Here is a 19,090-nt window from a genome sequence, read left to right on the forward strand (position 1 = left end):
GCCAAAGTCATGATCCATTTGACATGGTTTTTTGATGCCGGATAACTGTCAAAAATGACAGGTATTATCACCATTCGTCGGACACTCCCATCAGCCATGCAGGCCAGAGACAGCCCCTCAGCACGAGGGGCACGGTGTCACTCCACGATAAACGGCTCACTTATCAACTCTACGGAATCCGCTTCACCCTCGGTTTGCCACACCACTACACGGTGAAGACCGGGAGGCAGGCTTTTGCTGGACTGAACGCTCCAGCTTCCGTTGGCAACCAAACCAGTGGCCAGCACATCTCCTGGGTCGAAGTATGAAGCCACTCTGATTTGAGCGCCGCTGCGGCCGTGGCCGGCGAATGTCGGGGCAGCATCGACCCAGTCCTGACTGGCGGGCTGAGTCAGGCTGGGGGCGGCTGAGCGTGTCTTGATCGCGTGCATGGGAGAATTGTCAGAACCGAATTCGCTCTTTTTCGCCTGCACCGACAGGCTGTAGCCCGTCCATTCGGCATTCCAGGTGAATTCGACAGACCAGGTACCCTCCGGCCTCACCTGCGTTGTTGCCAATAGATGAGGACCACTCCCCCCGCGTCGGTGAACCGACACCGTATCTCCCGGATACCCGAACCCGGACGCCATCACCTGACTGGAGATCCGCTGCCCGTTAACCGGTGATTCCAGATAGGGAGCTGCTGGCACAAGGGTAAAGGGATGCTGAAAGATCTCCGAAGATTGCCCCTTGTACGTCTGGCTAACCAGTAGGGTTTTCTGGCCAACCTCCGTCAGCCTGGAAGGAACTTCCCAACTGCCATCGTCGCGCACCGGAATGTTGTCCGCCACCGGATCAGTGACCCCGGCAAGTTTCACCGTAATCAATGCGCCCGGAATCCCGCCTGTACCGCTGATCAGCCCCAAGCGGGGCAACCTGCCGTCCAATGCAGGTACCCCAACGCGTGGCGCCAGAATGACCACCTGAAAGTTACGATTATCACTGCGCGCAGAGAACTGATTATTGAAGGACTGCCTCACATAGACAGTACGCAGCCCGGTGGACAACTCGGCCTCCGGCGTCAGACTCCAGGATCCCGATGAAGAAAGCGTCTTGCTACCCAGCGCCTGATCCGATATGGCATCGTAAATTGTCAGCACTGCGTCTTTGTAACCATCAGTGCCTTCGAAAGTGGGCTTAAGGCCGACCTCCTGATTGACCTCCGGTTGGGTGATCCCAAGTTTTGGCGTAGGGACATTGAAAGCACCGTGGGCCTCCCCGGAAGTTTGCCCGCCGTAGGACTGTGTCACCGTGAACGTATGATTGCCGGGGGCGAACGGAATATCGCGCCTAAATGTCCAGGTGCCATTGGTACCGCTGACGGGATGATCGACCGTTGGCCGGTCGCTGTACCTAAGCTTGAGCGAGGCGCCTGGCCAACAGGTGCCGGTGATTCTGGGGCTGAAGCCCTCAGGGTCGGTCTTGGTAATCACCGGCAAGGGCGCCGGAATCACCAGGCTGACTGCCGTCGCCGGCCACCCGGAATTCAGTGTTTTGTACAACTGCCGGATCACGATCGCGTAAGTGCCCGGCGCCCATCGCTCAGTCGCAGTGCTAGTCCAGCGGTTATTGCTCACGTTGACGATCGGAACGATGGGGGTCTGGGCGTGGTTGAGTCGCACCTCGACCTGCGCGGCCTGCGTTTGTTTTGCCCAAGTGTTTGCCATGCCCGAAAAGCTTGGCTTCTGGTCGGTTACGGTGATCGGTACAGTGAGCGTCGGCTTGGGTACGATGACGGAAAACGTACGAACATTTGACCAGAGCGAGAGCATGTTACTGATGCTCTGGCGAACCTTAAAAGCATACACCCCTGGTGTCAGCGCGCTTCGCGGACTGACTGACCATGAATTACCGGTCACGGTCACGCTACCGAGATCCTCTTCCGTTTCATCCGAGAGTACTAGAGTGGCACCGGGATGACCGCCCGTGCCGGTCAGAACAGGGTTCACGCCCGAAGCGGGATTTGGAGCGGTCAGCTGTGGCTGAGGTGGCCGTACTTTCAGTCTGACGGGCGATGCACCTAACGATGTAACCCCCGAAAAGACATGCACCGCCGTCAATGAATAATCACCCGGTGTCAAATCCGTGGTGAGTTGTGCTTGCCAGGCACCGGTGCTGGTGTTCACCGTGGCCGTACCCAACAGCGTGCCCACGGAGTCCCTGTGGATGTTGACTGTGCCCGACTTGAACAGCGTATTCACCGTACCACCGACGGTGATGCGCATGTCCACCTCTTGATTCTGTGTGGGGCTGGTAATTGCCGGTGGCCCAAGCAACTTGAAGGATTGCGTAACTGACCAGTCATTCATGTTTAGATGGCCAGCCGTCATTTCGACGAGACCGCCGTTAGGGTAGTTGCCCTGGTTGAACAACGCCTCCCATGTATCGTTGGATTTAACGGTTGTCGTTGCGTGCAGAACACCTCCGCCCGGCGTCATGATGTGGATGGTTTTGCCGGCAGTCCCCCGCCCTTTCAATAACAATGCGCTACCAGTCGCGACCACCGCATTGTTGGCCGGTGATTCGACCCGTGGAGCCGCGTACCACTGAATGGTGACGGTATTCGATTTACCGGAATTTTCATTGCCGATGACTTGTTCTGCATAGAAGGACACGACGCCTGCCGGCAAGGAAATGGGGATATTCCAACGGCCATCGTTTCCTACGGTCGCGGATGCGAGCAAACGCACACTGCCGTTGTACAAGCAAGATAAATTGACCTTCCCGTTTAGAAGGCCATTTTTTCCGGAAACGGGAAACGGCATCCTGACCACTGAACCGGATAACGGTGTTTCTATGAGTGGCTTCTGTGCAGGGCGAATATACACTCCCCACCCTTCATCGGGCCCAACGTCATTGTTCGTCCCGTCATAGTTAACCCGAATAACCAGGTACATATTGAAATCAGGAGCGGCAAGAGGGGATTCAAGATAAACCTCATGATTGTGCCATTGGGTGTCTTGCAACAGGTTGTCATCTGAGCACTCGCGTACGTAGTCACGAGCCGAAAGCACAATATCTATGTTTGCCCTATCCCAGTTTCCATAACGCGTGGTCATCTTGTACCGCAACGTCTTTACATAGATCCGACCGTTTTGGAATTTGTACTGACACACCAGCTCAGTCTTCAATGTCGACACACGGGGATGTGTCTGGTGGAGAGTGGTGGTGACCGCATCATTCCAGAAAACCTCGGAAAATTGCTCACCCTCGCCCAGTTTCCGAAACGAGCCGTCTTCCAGCTCAGTGATGCGCTCATAACTTATCTGAACTTTCTCATCATTCAGCCAGGCTTTATCTTTCTCAGCACCATCAACTATGTCGTTCATTTCAGCGGTTCCCGAGCAATGGATAGCTAACGTCTTGTTAGCAACATACTTACGCCTCCTGTGCGCAACCACTGTCAAAACTGATAGTTAACAAGATCCAATTCATCTAAAAATCGCCTCCCTGATAACAAAAGGTAGATACCGTTTTTGTCCGTTAACCGGACTCAGCGGACAGCCTGTAAGACAAACAGCGGCACCTGGCGATGGCGATTTACCAGATGAGCGAGAGGGGGTTGATGCTGGCGGAGCGGTCGCTGGATATCGAGGGGGCGATTAGCCCGGCGTAAAGCAAAGATCAAAAGATCGCAGCCTTCGGCAGCGCCTAAAGGGGATCGATGGTCATCCGCAATACTGCGGTGAATATCAATCCCTACATTGATCCGTGTTAATGGCGGCGAACGCGGTCAATGCAGGAGCTGCCGCAGGCTGCGAGCTTTTGCTTTCAGGCCGAAGCAGGCAACGGCTGAAAGCTGAAGTACTGCTTCAGTGCCTCCAACAATTGTCCATATTCCGGCGGTGCCCGTTGCAGGCTGAAGCCGGCATCGTAATGGTGAGGGGTGGCGTCCTCGTGGCACCACAGGCAGCAGGCATCGAGGTCGATCACCTGCTGACAATGGCCATCCATGGGGATTTTCAGACGCAGGTTAAAATCGGCGCCCACCATCATCGGCAACTGGCTGATCAACATCAGCCCGTCCTCGGACAGGTTGCCCAGAAAGCCGATGGGCTTGTCGGTAACGCTGTTGAACACTTTGAGAAAATACGGCAGTTGATGCCGCTCGATCCGGCGGTCAGTGGACATGCTGATTTCGCTACGCAAGGCCCTTAAGCAGGGCCGCACTAATGCTTCGGAACGGGCCTGCTCTATTGATTCATAGGCATATGCCGCGCTCTCCCCGATCCTGGTGCGACAGTCCTTCCAACCGCTGTCGCTTACTGCTGCCGATCACAGGTGTTACCTCGATCAGAGGCAAGGCTCTAAACCGATCCATTGGACTATAGCTCACCGCTGTCGCCTGACAATCAGAACCGGGTTGGACGCACCGCCGCCGCGCTGCGGGTTGGGTAATGGCCCAGGCTCTGCAGAGTTTCCAGGCGGGCACGGGCGCGGTAGGCGTATTCGCTTTGCGGGTAAGAGGCCATGATGAACTGGTAAGTCTGCGCCGCATCGATAAACAGCTTCTGCCGTTCCAGGCACAGGCCACGCATCATCGACACTTCCGGCCACACATAAGGCCGCGCGTGGCTGGCACGCTCGACCTTGGACAGTTCGAGCATCACTTGCTCGCAGTTGCCGCGCTCGTAGGCGCTGTAGGCATTATTCAAATGATGGTTCATCGACCAACGGGTGCAGCCCGTGACACTGAGGGCACTGATGGCAAGGGCGGCAATGAGCACGAATCGCATGGGGGATCTCCTGTCTTGAGCTCTGTATCGACCCTTGGGCGGAAATCTTCAGGACGGTTTGCGCCGATTGTCGCGTTCAATAAAGAAACTAATAACCAAGTTCTTCAAAAAAAGTAGTGCAAACGAACAATGACTACACCTACGGACCATAGTAGCCTCTGCTAGCGCTTGAACTCAGGAGTCTATGCATGTCCGTCCGTCGCACCAAAATCGTCGCTACCCTTGGCCCGGCCAGTAACTCGCCGGAAGTTCTCGAACAGTTGATTCTGGCTGGCCTGGACGTCGCCCGTCTGAACTTCTCCCACGGCACCCCCGACGAGCACAAGGCTCGCGCGAAGCTGGTGCGTGACCTGGCTGCCAAGCACGGCCGCTTCGTCGCCCTGCTGGGTGACCTGCAAGGCCCGAAAATTCGTATCGCCAAATTCGCCAACAAGAAGATCGAGCTGAAGATCGGTGATCAATTCACCTTCTCTACCAGCCATCCGTTGACCGAAGGCAACCAGGAAGTCGTCGGCATCGACTACCCGGACCTGGTAAAAGACTGCGGCGTGGGCGACGAGCTGCTGCTCGACGACGGCCGCGTGGTCATGCGCGTTGATACCGCCACCGCCACCGAGCTGCATTGCACCGTGACCATCGGCGGCCCGCTGTCGGACCACAAAGGCATCAACCGTCGCGGTGGTGGCCTGACCGCTCCGGCCCTGACCGAGAAAGACAAGGCCGACATCAAGCTCGCAGCCGAAATGGAAGTCGACTACCTCGCGGTGTCCTTCCCGCGTGACGCCGCCGACATGGAATACGCCCGTCAATTGCGCGACGAAGCCGGCGGTACGGCCTGGCTGGTGGCGAAGATCGAACGCGCCGAAGCCGTGGCCGACGACGAAACCCTCGACGGCCTGATCAAGGCCTCCGACGCGGTCATGGTGGCCCGTGGCGACCTGGGTGTGGAAATCGGCGACGCCGAACTGGTGGGCATCCAGAAGAAAATCATTCTGCACGCACGCCGCCATAACAAAGCGGTGATCGTTGCAACCCAGATGATGGAGTCGATGATTCAGAACCCGATGCCGACCCGCGCCGAAGTCTCCGACGTAGCCAACGCCGTGCTCGACTACACCGACGCCGTGATGCTCTCGGCTGAAAGTGCTGCCGGTTTGTACCCGCTGGAAGCCGTGCAGGCCATGGCGCGCATCTGCGTCGGTGCTGAAAAGCACCCGACCAGCAAGACCTCCAGCCACCGTATCGGCCAGGTGTTTGAAAGCTGCGACCAGAGCATCGCGCTGGCGGCCATGTACACCGCCAACCACTTCCCGGGCGTGAAGGCGATCATCGCGTTGACCGAAAGTGGCTACACGCCGTTGATCATGTCGCGCATCCGTTCCTCGGTGCCGATCTACGCGTTCTCCCCGCACCGCGAAACCCAGGCCCGGGCGGCCATGTTCCGTGGCGTCTACACCGTACCGTTCGACCCGGCATCCTTGCCGCCTGAGCAAGTCAGCCAGGCCGCGATCGACGAGTTGCTCAAGTTGGGTGTGGTCGAGAAAGGCGACTGGGTCATTCTGACCAAGGGCGACAGCTACCACACCACCGGCGGCACCAACGGGATGAAAATCCTGCACGTTGGCGACCCGATGGTCTGAGTGATCACTCGCTGAAAAACAAAAGCCCCGCCATGTGAATGGCGGGGCTTTTTTGTGATCGGACTCAATGCCGTTTGATAAATGCCGACAACGCTGCCATCGCTTCCGGCGAACGCAGCCGCTGAGTGAACAATGCACCCTCTTCTTCGATCACCTTGCGCAACTGTTCCCGATCCGGGGCTTTCATCAATTGCTTGCTGATGCGTACCGCTTCCGGCGGCAACGATTCGAAACGCAACGCCATCTCCCGCGCCTTGGCCAACACCGCTTCGCCACTGCCTATAGCTTCAGTCGCGATCCCCCACGCGGCTGCCTGTTCACCACTGAAACCCTCGCCCAGCAACAACAGCTCCGCCGCTTTGGCATGCCCGAGCATTCGCGGCAGGATCAGGCTGGAGCCGAACTCAGGGCATAACCCGAGGTTGACGAACGGCATGCGCAACCGGGCGTCAGTGCTGACGTAAACCAGATCGCAATGCAGCAGCATCGTCGTACCGATCCCCACCGCCGCGCCAGCCACGGCGGCGATGACCGGTTTGCGGCACTCGAGCAAATTGAGCATGAAGTGGTACACCGGGCTGTCGAGGATGCTCGGGGGTTGCTGGAGGAAATCAAAGATGTCGTTGCCGGCGGTGAAACACTCAGCGCCCCCGGTGATCAGCACCGCATTGATTTCGGGGTCACTGTCGGCAAGCCGCAAACCCTCCGCCAGTTGGCTGTACATGGCGCGTGTCAGGGCGTTTTTCTTTTCGAGGCGATTGATGCGCAGGGTCAGCAGGCCGCGCTCGCGTTCAAACTGGATGGTATCGGGCATGGTGAGTCCTGATCTGAGAGGATCAACTGTGGCGAGGGGGCTTGCCCCCGTTCGGCTGCGAAGCAGTCGTAAAACCGGCACGCTCGGTTTGTCTGATACACCGAGGTGGCGTCTGTTTTAGGGGCCGCTTCGCAGCCCAACGGGGGCAAGCCCCCTCGCCACAGAGAAATCAACGCTCAACCACGGGGTAGAAAGACGTCCGCCAGCAGTTGATTGCGCGGCAAACCCGCCAGGTACAGGCGCCGGGCAAAGGCGTCGACGCTGTCGGGGGCTCCGCAGACTAAGGCCAGGGTTTGCCGCGAGACAAGGCGCAGTTGTGCCAAAGCCGCGGGCAACCCGGCCGCGGTCCACAGTTCGACGTGAAGGTTTTCACGGCCGTCGGCCATGGCTTTCAGGGGCTTGGCCAGATAATGCTCACTCGCATCATGGGCCAGGTGAATGACACGGATGGCGCCCTGGTGATCCTGACGCAATGCTTCGCGCAAAATACCGAACAACGGCCCCAGACCGGTGCCGGCCGCCAATAGCCACAGCGGTCGGGTGTGCCAGTCCGGGTCGTAATGCAACGCCCCGCCGCGCAATTCGCCGAGGCGGATTGGATCGCCGATTGTCAACTGACGCGCAGCATCGCTGAATTGCCCCGGCTGACGGCAATCGAGGTGAAACTCCAGAAAGCGGTCTTCTTCCGGCAGGCTGGCCAGGGAATACGGCCGCGCAATCTGGCCGGCCCATAACACCAGATGCTGCCCCGCCTGATAACGCAACGGTCGTTCACTTGTCAGGCGTAAACGCAAAACGCTGGGGCTCAGCCAATCGCTGGCGGCCACCTGAGCGGCAAGCCCATCCCGCAGCGGATCAAAGGTTTCGACTTGCAGATCATCGACCACCTGGCACTGACAGGCCAACCGCCAGCCCTGCTGACGCTGCTCATGACTCAAGGCATCGGGACGGCTGTCGCTGGGCAAGCCTTCGACACATTTAACCAGGCACGCATGGCAGCTGCCGGCGCGGCAGCTATAGGGCACCGACACGCCATTCTGATTCAAGGCATCGAGCAGGTTGCTCCCCGCTGCCACCGCCCATTGGCGTTCGCCGACCCGTAACTCAGGCATCGACATTCTCCCAGGCCGCCGCGCAACGGTTACGGCCGTCACGCTTGGCGCGATACAGCGCCTGATCGGCGCGCTGCAGGGCGTCATCCAGATCGTCGCCGAGCGCCAATAAAGTCATGCCCGCCGACAGGCTGAGGTTGCGTACATCCACGCCGACCAATTCGGCATCCATGAAGGCAATGCGCAACCGCTCGCAACACGCCGTCAGGCGCTCGGCATCGCAATCGGGCAACAACACCACGAACTCTTCGCCGCCGTAGCGGGCCAGAACATCGCCATCGCGCAGGCAGGCAGTGGCTACTCCGGCAAACGCTTGTAGCACCTGATCGCCGGCGGCATGGCCGTGAACATCGTTGATGCGTTTGAAGTGGTCGAGGTCGATCAACGCCAGGCCGTGCACCACGTCGGCTTCCATCGCATTCAACTCGCGGGAGGCCAGGCGCAGGAAATGCCGGCGGTTGAACAGCCCGGTGAGTTCATCGGTCGCCACCAGACCTTCAAGCTGGCGCATCATTCCGCGCAGGGTGTCCTGATGCGCCTGCAAGGCAAACCGCCGCTGACGCATACGCTGGCGCGACATCTGGACGTAATGGGCGTAAAGCACCAGCCACGCGAGCACCACCAACAGCACGCACACCTGCAACAGGGCCAGCGTCGGGTCGGGCAGTTGCAAATGGTAGCCTTGCCACAAGGTGATGGCACTGAAACTGAAAAACACCAGCGACGCGCACCGCACGAATGCCCTGCGCGAAAGATGAAATAACCCGAATAGCAGAATCAGCAGGTAAAACACCAGAAACACGCCTCGCGCTTCATCCAGATGCGCAATCAGCCAGGTTTGCCAACCCAGCCCCAGCAGAATTTGCGCTTCGGTCAGGCTCGGGTCGGAAAAACGCAGGTTGCAGCCGCTGGAGAACACCGCGAACAACACCGCCTGGCTGAGCACCACCAACGCGCTGCCGATCGCCATGCCGGTGATGGAGTCTTGGTAATGACCGGTGAAAAACGCCAGCCACAGGAGCAACAAAGCCAAGGCGTAAGTGCCGGCTGCAAGGGCAAAGCGTTTAAGCAAAAGCCGCTGGATGGTGTTATGGGTCAATCGTTGATTCACCGTGGGAAAGGAGGCTGATCGAGTGTCCTACTCTACAGGCCGGATGCCACTTTAGTGGCGAGTCTGATAAATGACCATTCAATTTTCGGGGCAGAAAACTGGCGTCAAAGCCATGACCCGCCTCCACCTTTTACTGTGGCAAGCCCCCTCCCCACAGAATCCGGCGCGTGTACAGGGCATCGAGGCGCGGTATACTGCCGCGCCTTTTTAGCGTCGCGCCAGCATGCCCGGCGTGCCTTGTGACCTTGAGGATCAGCTTCAAGCCTTAAGCTTCAAACGCCAAGTTCAGAGCAGTTCGCGTACTGCTTCAGCTTGCCGCTTGAAGCTTAAGGCTTGAAGCTGCCCTTATTCTTTTAGAGGAGCGCGACTCATGACCGTGATCAAGCAAGACGACCTGATTCAGAGCGTTGCCGACGCCCTGCAATTCATTTCCTACTACCACCCCGTGGATTTCATCCAGGCGATGCACGAAGCCTACCTGCGCGAAGAATCGCCGGCAGCCCGTGACTCGATGGCGCAGATTCTGATCAACTCGCGCATGTGCGCCACCGGCCACCGCCCGATCTGCCAGGACACCGGTATCGTGACCGTGTTCGTGCGCGTGGGCATGGACGTGCGTTGGGATGGCGCCACCATGGGCCTGGACGACATGATCAACGAAGGCGTGCGCCGGGCTTACAACCTGCCGGAAAACGTCCTGCGTGCCTCGATCCTCGCCGACCCGGCGGGCGCTCGCAAAAACACCAAGGACAACACCCCGGCTGTTATCCACTACTCCATCGTTCCGGGTAACACCGTGGAAGTGGACGTGGCGGCCAAGGGCGGCGGTTCCGAGAACAAGTCGAAAATGGCCATGCTCAACCCGTCCGACTCGATCGTTGACTGGGTACTCAAGACCGTTCCGGAAATGGGCGCCGGCTGGTGCCCACCGGGCATGCTCGGCATCGGCATCGGCGGCACCGCCGAGAAAGCCGCGGTAATGGCCAAGGAAGTGTTGATGGAATCCATCGACATTCACGAGCTTAAAGCACGCGGCCCGCAGAACCGTATCGAAGAGATGCGTCTGGAGCTGTTCGAGAAGGTCAACCAACTGGGCATCGGCGCCCAGGGCCTGGGTGGCCTGACCACCGTGCTCGACGTGAAGATCATGGATTACCCGACACACGCCGCGTCGTTGCCGGTGTGCATGATCCCCAACTGCGCCGCCACCCGTCACGCGCACTTCGTGCTCGACGGTTCCGGCCCGGCCTCGCTGGAAGCGCCACCGCTGGACGCCTACCCGGAAATCGTCTGGGAAGCCGGCCCGTCGGCCCGTCGCGTCAACCTCGATACCCTGACGCCGGAAGAAGTGCAGAGCTGGAAGCCGGGCGAAACCGTCCTGCTCAACGGCAAAATGCTCACCGGTCGCGACGCAGCGCACAAACGCATGGTCGAGATGCTGAACAAGGGTGAAACCCTGCCAGTGGATCTGAAAGGTCGCTTCATCTACTACGTCGGCCCGGTCGATCCGGTGCGCGAAGAAGTGGTTGGCCCTGCTGGTCCTACCACCGCGACGCGGATGGACAAGTTCACCCGTCAGATCCTCGAGCAAACCGGCCTGTTGGGCATGATCGGCAAATCCGAGCGCGGCCCGACCGCGATCGAAGCGATCAAGGACCATAAAGCCGTTTACCTGATGGCAGTCGGCGGCGCGGCATACCTGGTGGCCCAAGCCATCAAGAAGTCCCGCGTGGTGGCTTTCGCCGAACTGGGCATGGAAGCGATCTACGAGTTCGACGTCAAAGACATGCCGGTTACCGTTGCGGTTGATAGCAAGGGTGAGTCGGTACACATCACCGGTCCTGCCATCTGGCAGAAAAAGATCAGTGAAAGCCTGGCGGTGGAAGTGCAGTAACGTTTTTATCCGCTAAACAAAAAGGCCGGGGTGTTTGTGTAAATACCCCGGCCTTTTTTTGCCTTGAAAAAGGGAAAATGCATAAAAAACATCGAACACGGTTTTTTCATTCTAAGCAGCCCCCCTTCACCTGTCAGATCTGACAGGTCACAGCCCTCGTCTCGCCTGATAAGTTGAAACTCCATCGGACGCCTCGTCCGCTGCATTCCCTTGTCACGGCGGAAATCAAGATGGCCATGGAAAATCAAGGCACCCTCGATATTAATCCTCCTTCTCTGCCCAAGGGCGGCGGCGCAATTCAGAGCATTGGCAAGGGATGGGGCCCGATAGGTACCCGCGGTGCCGCTTCCCTGGAACTGCCGCTGCCGATCAGCGCTGCCCCCAACCGCCGGATGGTGCCGGCCCTGAAGCTTGGCTACAGCAGTGACGTGGGCAACAGCCCGTTCGGAATTGGCTGGACGATGACAGTCAACGCCATCTCCCTGCGCACCACCCTCGGAGTGCCACGCTACGACGGCAGCGATCAAGTGGTCGGGCCTGACGGCGAGGTATGGATGCCCGAGAGGGATGTGAATCGCGACATTGTCATCTCCAGAACAGAGGAAACCTACGGCGGCCGGCCAGTGGGCGAACACCAGGTTGTGCGTTACTGGCCACGGGTCGAGGGCGCCTTCAACCTGATCGAGCATTGGTCCACTGCTGACGACGCTCCCGGCTTCTGGCTGATTCATGGGGCCGATGGCAGCCTGCATGTCTATGGCAAGACCCTGGCCTCACGCCGGGCCGATCCGCAAAACGAAAAAAACGTCGGCGTGTGGCTGCTGGATGAAAGCCTCAATAGCCTGGGCGAACACGTGGTTTATGAATACCAGGCAGAGGTCGAAGAACCCGCCGCGCCACAGTTTCGCGACTACCGGGCCCAGCGATACCTGCGACGGGTCTACTATGGCAATTGCGAGGCTGACACGCAGTTGTACGCCTGGAATGCCAATGGCTGGAAGGATGTGCAGTGGCACTTTCACCTGCTGTTCGACTATGGCGAGCGCAGCGCCGAACTGACAAAGAAGCCGGTCTACGGCCCCCCCTATCTGGAGCAGGATGACGAGTACGGCGATTGGCAGGTGCGCAGCGATCCCTTCTGTAATTATGCCTTCGGGTTCGAACTTGGTACTCGGCGGCTGTGCCGGCAGGTGCTGATGTTCCATCATTTTCACGTCGAACTGGGCGAGCAGCCCGTGCTGGTCCAGCGTCTGTTACTCGAACATCGGCCCAGCACATTGGGCTATAACCATCTGACAGCGGCCCATATCCAGGCCTACGACAGCATGGCCAAGGTCGAGAGCCGGCCGCCCATGGAGTTCACCTATACCCCCTTCGAACTCAGGCCCGATCTACAGGGTTGCAGCACATTCCCGAATATGCCCGCGCTCAACGACGGCCAGCATTATCAGTGGGTGGACCTCTACGGCGAAGGCCTGCCGGGGGTGCTGTTTCGCAGCGACAAGGCCTGGTATTACCGGGAACCGCTACGTGCCGATACCGGCAGTAATGACGTGTGCTATAGCGACTGGCGCATATTGCCGCATCTTCCGACCGCTGATAGCAGCAAGCCGGTCTATCAGGCCTTGAGTGACCTGAACGGCGACGGCAAGCTGGACTGGATGCTCGCCCAGCCGGGGTTGTCGGGTTTTTTCACCCTCAACCCGGATCGCAGCTGGTCGAAGTTCGTTACCTTCGATGCCTTCCCCAGGGAGTTTTTCCACCCTGAAGCACAGTTGGCCGACCTGGTTGGCAACGGCCTGATGGACATGGCCCTGATCGGTCACCGCAGCGTACGGCTGTACACCAGCAAGCGGGATAAAGGGTTCGCCGCAGGCATCAATGTGCCGCACCCGAACCCGGAAGATGAGAATGACGATACCCTGCCACTACCCAATGCTGCAGAGACTGAGCTGGTGGCTTTCAGCGACGTACTGGGCAGCGGTCAGCAACACCTGATTCGCATCCGCCACAACGAAGTCAAATGCTGGCCTAACCTGGGCCACGGGCGTTTCGGCAAGGGGTTCGTACTCTGCGCCCTACCCTTTACCTATGCCGAATTCAATGCCTCACAGGTCGTATTGGCGGACCTGGACGGCTCGGGCGCCAGTGACTTGATCTACCTGCAATCCGATCGCCTGCGGGTGTTCATGAACCACAGTGGCAAGGGCTATGAGTTGACGTCGGTCGACCTGCAATGGCCCAAAGACATCCGTTATGACAACCTCTGCCAGATCAGCATTGCCGACCTGCAAGGACTGGGCTGTTCCAGCCTGATCCTGAGCGTGCCGCATATGAAGCCCAGTCACTGGCGCTACGACTTCGTGACGGCCAAGCCGTACCTGGTCAGCGCCACCCACAATAATATGGGCACCAGCACTGGCGTGACCTATCGCAGTTCGGCCCAGGAATGGCTGGACGAAAAACAGGCGTTGCTCGCCTCCGGCAAAGACCCGGTGTCTGATTTGCCCATTGCCGTGCATCTGGTCAGCCAGCAGACCCAACTCGATGAGATCACCGGCAATCGCCTGACCCAATGCATGCGCTACCGACAAGGTTATTACGACGGTATCGAGCGGGAGTTCCGCGGCTTTGGCTTGTTGCTGCAAACCGACAGCGAAATCTCAAGCGCCGAACAGGCACAAGCCGGTTTTACCACGCCGACCCTGAGCAAAACCTGGTTCCATACCGGCAAGGCTGTCGATCTGGCACTGGAGGGCGACTACCGCGGTGATAGTCAGGCTCACCCTTTAGAGCCGACCTTGTTACAAGGTTATGACCTGCGGGACCGCGCAGTCGTCCCTCTCGCCCCGCCCGACAACGTCACGGCTCGTGAGATGGCCCGCGCCCTCAGCGGGTCGGTGCTACGCACCGAAGTATTCGCCGCCGGCACCGCCGAGCCCTATGCGATACAACAGCACCGCTACTTGATTCGCTTGCTTCGCCCCAAAGGCCCGCACCAGCCCTACGCGGTGATGCAGCCCTTGCTTCTGGAATCGATCAGCTATCAATACGAGCCCCCCGTTTCGGACGACCCGCTGTGCCAACACACGATCAATCTGACATGGGATGAATATGGCGGCCTGACCCACGGCTTCACGGTCAATTACGCGCGGCGTAAAACCCCTGCCGATACGCCGCCCTTCGACAACACGCATGAAAACACCTGGTGGAGCGACGCCCATGATCAGGCCCAGCAGTGTTGGTACCTGACACAGACCAAGGCCGAGTATATCCACTTGCCGGATACCCAGGCCTGGCGTCTGGCCTTGCCGTACCGCCAGCGCAGCAACGCCCTGGTGCTGGACAAGGCAGCCTTGAGTCCTGAAAACATCAGCCATGAAACTTTTCTGCAATGGAGTAAGGACGATGGGGAATGGGCCAGGCAATCAGTGCTGACCAGCCTGTCGTTGCAGCGCTACAAACACCCCGTCAGCGGTGACACCCTGCCTGCGGAGCAGGCGACGTTCGAGGCGTTACCCGACTACCTGGAAGTCGCGGAACTGGACGCCACCGCCCTGAGTGCCTACGACAGGCTTAAAGACGAGCATGGCGTGAGGCCTTTTCATCTGAAAGCCCGGCTCAAGGATGTGGGGTATCAGATCATGGACGTATTTTTACCCGAGCTGGAAACGCCTCCTGACGACGATCCCACCAAGGATGATCCCGAGAACTTTCTGTGGTCGGTCAAACGCGGCTTCCCGACCTACCATGGGCTGGACGGTTTCTATAGCGTCGAATTTTTTCGCCAGACCCAAAACCATGACCTGACCAAAATCAGCTACGACCAACCTTATTGGTGCCTGAATACCGCTGTCGAATTACCGGACGGCTGCATCACCCGCACCTTGGGCACGGACTATCGGTCGTTCCTGCCTGTCGCCATCGAAGATCCCAATGGCAATATCCAGGAAGGTCGTTACAACGCCTTCGGTGAAGTGCTGGTCAGCAGTTTTCATGGCTCGGAGCATGGGGTAAACGTGGGCTTTCATTCTCTGCGCAATTACGTGCCGCCAGATGATCGCGCCCCTGCAAGAGCCATTGCCGCGCCGAGAGATGCCGTTGGCAACTTCGCCAGCGCAATCTTTTCCGATCCGTTCAGCTGGATGGGCCGAATCTCCCGCAGCGCACCACCGTTACCGCAATGGCTGGCCTGGGCGATAGCGGAAGGTTTTGTGCTGCCCGACGGGCATATCCGCGCCCGCGCCCGGCAACACCTGCAAGAGCTGGAGAACCTGACCCCGAACGAGTTGATCCTGCAGGCACAGATCGACGCTGCACAACCAGAACCGGTTCATGTTGTCACCCTGCAGGCCGATCGTTATCCCGCCGACCCCGAGCGGCAAATCCGGGTTGCCGTGGTCTACTGGGACGGTTTCGGTCGCGTGCTGCAAACCAAGCAGGAGGTCGAACCAGGCAAAGCCTGGGTGGTCGACGAAAACGGTGACTTGACCCTCAAGGACGATGGCACGCCGCTGGAGGCCGATGCGCTGCGGCGCTGGCGCGTAAGTGAGCGGGTCGAGTACAACAACAAAGGGTTGGCGATCCGCATTTACCGTCCCTATTTCGCCGACCAGTTTCGCTATATCCATGATGAGTCGTTGCGCCAGCACGGCTTCTGCGACAAGCAGTACTACGATTGCCTGGGCCGACCGGTGCGCACCCTCGCGGCCAAGGACGATCTTGAGGACCGACAGACCTACTGCGGCTGGTACACCATTACCGAAGACAAGAACGACACCTATGAAGAAGTCATGGCCAGAAAACGCCAGGTATCGGAAGGTGAAGAATGAACATGCAGATACACCGAAACACCCCAAATCTGGCGGTGTTCGACGCAAGGGGTTTACCGGCCAGACGAGTGGACTACCTGCGAGCCCAAGCAAGCGACGTCCCCCTGGCACAGATCACTCGCCAGGCACATGACGCTGCCGCGCGCATTGTCGCGCAGTGGGACCCTAGACTGATCGACAATAGTGTGGCCAATCTGCGCAGCGTCTACAGCCTGTCGGGAATACCGCTGGGCACCGACAATGTCGACGCCGGCTGGCGTGTGGAGCTCTATGGTGAGGCCGGGCAACCGCTGTATCGCTGGGATCAGCGCGGCAGCCAGCAGCAAACCGATTACGACCGGCAACTGCGCCCCATTGCAATCCATGAGCAAGGTAACGGGCAAATTGCCTTGACCGTCGAGCGCCTCACCTATGGCGGCAGCTTGCCGGGTTTTGCCAGCCATAACCAATGTGGCCAATTGGTGGAGCACCATGACCCAGCCGGGCGTTTGTCGATCGACGATTACAGTTTGGCCGGTGCTCCGCTCCACCAGACCCGCCGCTTTCTCAAGAGCCTTGAACGGCCGGATTGGCCAGAGAGCGGAACCGGGCAAGAGAATCTCCTCGAACCCGCCCACTATGAAACCCTGTGGCGCTACAACGCCGTCGGCGACACGCTCGACGAGACGAACGCCAAAGGGCACACGCAACACATCGCTCAGGACATCGCCGGTCAACTCAAGACGGTGCATCTGCAATGGGCAGGCTCCGCCGACAAACAACCTATCGTGCATAGTCTGCAGTACAACGCCAGCGGGCAAGTCGAAAGCCAAACCACCGGCAACGGCGTCATTAGCGCCGCAGTTTTCGACCCCGCGAATGGAAACCTGAGTGAACTCAAAGCCAGTAAAGGCAGTACAACCTGCCAGCACCTGAGCTTTCGGTACGAGGCGATGAACAACGTGATCGCCATCACCGACCACCTCCACGTCACTCGTTTTTTTGCCAACCAGCGTATTGATGGTTTGCGCGAGTTCACCTATGACACCCTCTCCCGGTTACGTAGCGCCACGGGCCTGGAGTCTATGGGCGCCAGTACTCAACCGCAGCTGCCCGGGCTGATTCCTCCAGGCGATCCCACCCTGCTGGGCAACTATAGCCAAAGTTACGAGTACGACCCCGGCGGCAACCTGACGAAGTTGACCCACACCAGCCCCACTCCCGGTCAGGGGCATACGTTGATCATGGGCATTGCACCATTGAGCAATCGGTGCCTGAGCTGGCGCAAGGGCCAATCCGCCCCGGAGTTGGGCATGAACTTTGACGACGATGGCAATCTGCTGACCTTGCAACCTGGAGATCAGCCACTGACATGGACGCTACGCAATCAGTTGCAAGGCGTGATTCAGGTCTGCCGCACAAACGCCGAAGATGATGTCGAGCGCTACGTCTATGATGCCCAAGGCAATCGGGTGCGCAAATGGCAGAGTACCCAAGCCGCTTCAGTCACTCATGTGCGTGAAGTACGCTACCTGCCAGGACTGGAAATTCGTACTCTGGACGCCACCGAAGAACTGCACGTCTGCACCCTGCAGGCCGGGCGCAGCAACGTGCGTGGCCTGCATTGGATCATGGGTAAACCCGCAGAAATCGAGCAGCGGCAATTGCGCTACAGCCTCGACGATCATCTGGGTTCCTGCACCCTGGAGCTGGACAACAACGCCCGCCTCATCAGCCATGAAGGCTACTACCCCTTTGGCGGTACTGCTTGGTGGGCTGCCAATTCGCAAGTCCAGGCGGATTACAAAACCATTCGCTATTCAGGCAAGGAACGTGATGCCAGCGGGCTTTACCACTATGGCTTCCGGTATTACGCACCGTGGATAATGCGCTGGCTCAACCCGGACCCGGCGGGACCGGTGGACGGATTGAACCTGTATGCAATGGTGGGGAACAATCCGCTGGGGGTTGTGGATCGGCTGGGGCTTGTCATAACTGATGCTCAACAATATGTCCGCGACAGAACAACCTCCATCATAACGAGCAATGAACAATATAAATTTATACCTCCGGAAAAAACACCCAAGAAAAAGTTAGATGCATTGAGGAAGCTCCATGAGCAAGAGTATCCAGACTTCATCTATACCAAGTCGCAAAAGCAGAAGCTCGTGGCACATGCTGGCGGTGAATACTCGAATACCGACCCTGAACATACAGTCATTGCAAGTGATCACTTCAACATTCCTCACCCCTCTGGAATTTCTTCTGTCCCAGGCGTCGAACTTTTTAGCGACCATCAAGGGCACGACTTCAGAACATTCAAAATTAACGATCCTGGGAAGCTGAAAAATTATCTGACAGACAAATATTCGGCCTACTACGACCAAAAGAACACCGCAGTAAAAGTTTACAAAGGTGTCTCTCAAGAGCCCGTGAACACTTCAGACGTACTCAAGGAACGTAGTGCTTCGGCACTTGCGCCAGAAGCCTGGAATGCTATCCTCGATCATATTCAGCAGAACAATTACCTGATCCCGGAATATGATGGTCTTCCTGGCGCTCACGCCGAGACCGTCCTCAGAAATACAGTTTCGCTTCTAAGACCCACTACACCTGTGGAACAGGAAGTGCTAAATATCTGGACATTTAAAATACAAGGCACCATAGCCACACAAGCATTTCCGGCCTGTACCAACTGCACAGGGATATTAAGAAGCGCTGCGGGCGACAGCCTGAACATTGATGTTCAAACAGGATACACCGACGAAAAACTACAAACATGGAGACAATTAACCAGCGACCTTGCCGGATAAACAAATCCATACCCAGGCAAGCCTTTATATAAAGACAGCGAACGGTCATGACTGTACACGTCATGACCGTTCGCTTTTTTCAGACTGATCCGTTACACGCACCGATTAAGCAAGCGTTGA

The 19,090-nt window shown here is 58.2% G+C and carries 10 protein-coding genes and 1 pseudogene; 5 read left to right on the forward strand and 6 right to left on the reverse strand.

Annotation, left to right across the window (positions count from 1 at the left end; all coding sequences use genetic code 11):
* Nucleotides 1-137: 137 nt before the first annotated feature.
* Nucleotides 138-3,368: an Ig-like domain repeat protein gene (locus BZL43_RS10295; RefSeq protein ID WP_095632205.1), complete on the reverse strand. Its 3,231-nt coding sequence runs from the start codon at nucleotides 3,366-3,368 to the stop codon at nucleotides 138-140.
* Nucleotides 3,369-3,550: 182 nt separating this feature from the next.
* On the opposite strand from BZL43_RS10295, the pseudogene BZL43_RS28560 reads away from it, so the two are divergent.
* Nucleotides 3,551-3,655 (forward strand): annotated as a pseudogene (locus tag BZL43_RS28560) (DUF6124 family protein); the annotation flags it as partial.
* Between the two features lie 155 nt (nucleotides 3,656-3,810).
* On the opposite strand, the gene BZL43_RS10300 reads toward BZL43_RS28560, so the two are convergent.
* Both BZL43_RS10300 and BZL43_RS10305 read right to left on the reverse strand, forming a co-directional pair.
* Nucleotides 3,811-4,170, reverse strand: coding sequence for a PilZ domain-containing protein (locus tag BZL43_RS10300; RefSeq protein WP_095632206.1), 360 nt, complete (start codon nucleotides 4,168-4,170; stop codon nucleotides 3,811-3,813).
* Nucleotides 4,171-4,391: 221 nt separating this feature from the next.
* Entirely contained in the window at nucleotides 4,392-4,775 is a 384-nt protein-coding gene (locus BZL43_RS10305) for a tol-pal system YbgF family protein (protein WP_095632207.1), read from the reverse strand.
* 188 nt (nucleotides 4,776-4,963) lie between these two features.
* Here BZL43_RS10305 and pyk point away from each other — a divergent pair, with 188 nt between their 5' ends.
* On the forward strand, nucleotides 4,964-6,415 hold the full coding sequence (gene pyk / locus BZL43_RS10310) for a pyruvate kinase (protein ID WP_095632208.1): 1,452 nt from the start codon (nucleotides 4,964-4,966) through the stop codon (nucleotides 6,413-6,415).
* 64 nt (nucleotides 6,416-6,479) lie between these two features.
* Here the strand turns inward: pyk and BZL43_RS10315 are convergent, their stop codons facing one another.
* From BZL43_RS10315 to BZL43_RS10330, 3 genes are all read right to left on the reverse strand, one after another.
* Nucleotides 6,480-7,229, reverse strand: a complete 750-nt coding sequence (locus BZL43_RS10315; RefSeq protein WP_095632209.1) for an enoyl-CoA hydratase-related protein — start codon at nucleotides 7,227-7,229, stop codon at nucleotides 6,480-6,482.
* 176 nt (nucleotides 7,230-7,405) lie between these two features.
* Complete coding sequence (locus BZL43_RS10325; protein WP_095632210.1) at nucleotides 7,406-8,341, reverse strand: iron-sulfur-binding ferredoxin reductase; 936 nt, start codon at nucleotides 8,339-8,341, stop codon at nucleotides 7,406-7,408.
* The gene (locus BZL43_RS10330) at nucleotides 8,334-9,440 is read right to left on the reverse strand and encodes a GGDEF domain-containing protein (protein WP_095632287.1); all 1,107 of its coding nucleotides are present in this window, start codon (nucleotides 9,438-9,440) and stop codon (nucleotides 8,334-8,336) included. Before BZL43_RS10330 ends, BZL43_RS10325 begins: the two co-directional genes overlap by 8 nt.
* Before the next feature lie 382 nt (nucleotides 9,441-9,822).
* Here BZL43_RS10330 and BZL43_RS10335 point away from each other — a divergent pair, with 382 nt between their 5' ends.
* From BZL43_RS10335 to BZL43_RS10350, 3 genes are all read left to right on the forward strand, one after another.
* Nucleotides 9,823-11,346 (forward strand): fumarate hydratase, encoded by a 1,524-nt coding sequence (locus BZL43_RS10335; RefSeq protein ID WP_095632211.1) that lies wholly within the window; start codon nucleotides 9,823-9,825, stop codon nucleotides 11,344-11,346.
* A 230-nt stretch (nucleotides 11,347-11,576) separates the two neighbouring features.
* Nucleotides 11,577-16,178, forward strand: coding sequence for a SpvB/TcaC N-terminal domain-containing protein (locus tag BZL43_RS10345; protein WP_095632213.1), 4,602 nt, complete (start codon nucleotides 11,577-11,579; stop codon nucleotides 16,176-16,178).
* The gene (locus BZL43_RS10350) at nucleotides 16,175-18,970 is read left to right on the forward strand and encodes an RHS repeat-associated core domain-containing protein (protein ID WP_095632214.1); all 2,796 of its coding nucleotides are present in this window, start codon (nucleotides 16,175-16,177) and stop codon (nucleotides 18,968-18,970) included. Before BZL43_RS10345 ends, BZL43_RS10350 begins: the two co-directional genes overlap by 4 nt.
* Nucleotides 18,971-19,090 lie beyond the last annotated feature (120 nt).

This window comes from Pseudomonas sp. PICF141 (assembly GCF_002286815.1).
Classification (GTDB): Bacteria; Pseudomonadota; Gammaproteobacteria; order Pseudomonadales; family Pseudomonadaceae; genus Aquipseudomonas.

Excerpts from the sequence above, each read along its gene's own strand:
- BZL43_RS10350 (WP_095632214.1), top strand. The coding sequence starts at position 16,175 with ATGAACATGCAGATACACCGAAACACCCCAAATCTGGCGGTGTTCGAC.
- pyk (WP_095632208.1), top strand. The coding sequence starts at position 4,964 with ATGTCCGTCCGTCGCACCAAAATCGTCGCTACCCTTGGCCCGGCCAGT.
- BZL43_RS10295 (WP_095632205.1), bottom strand. The coding sequence starts at position 3,368 with ATGAACGACATAGTTGATGGTGCTGAGAAAGATAAAGCCTGGCTGAAT.
- BZL43_RS10325 (WP_095632210.1), bottom strand. The coding sequence starts at position 8,341 with ATGCCTGAGTTACGGGTCGGCGAACGCCAATGGGCGGTGGCAGCGGGG.
- BZL43_RS10335 (WP_095632211.1), top strand. The coding sequence starts at position 9,823 with ATGACCGTGATCAAGCAAGACGACCTGATTCAGAGCGTTGCCGACGCC.
- BZL43_RS10300 (WP_095632206.1), bottom strand. The coding sequence starts at position 4,170 with ATGTCCACTGACCGCCGGATCGAGCGGCATCAACTGCCGTATTTTCTC.
- BZL43_RS10305 (WP_095632207.1), bottom strand. The coding sequence starts at position 4,775 with ATGCGATTCGTGCTCATTGCCGCCCTTGCCATCAGTGCCCTCAGTGTC.
- BZL43_RS10345 (WP_095632213.1), top strand. The coding sequence starts at position 11,577 with ATGGCCATGGAAAATCAAGGCACCCTCGATATTAATCCTCCTTCTCTG.
- BZL43_RS10315 (WP_095632209.1), bottom strand. The coding sequence starts at position 7,229 with ATGCCCGATACCATCCAGTTTGAACGCGAGCGCGGCCTGCTGACCCTG.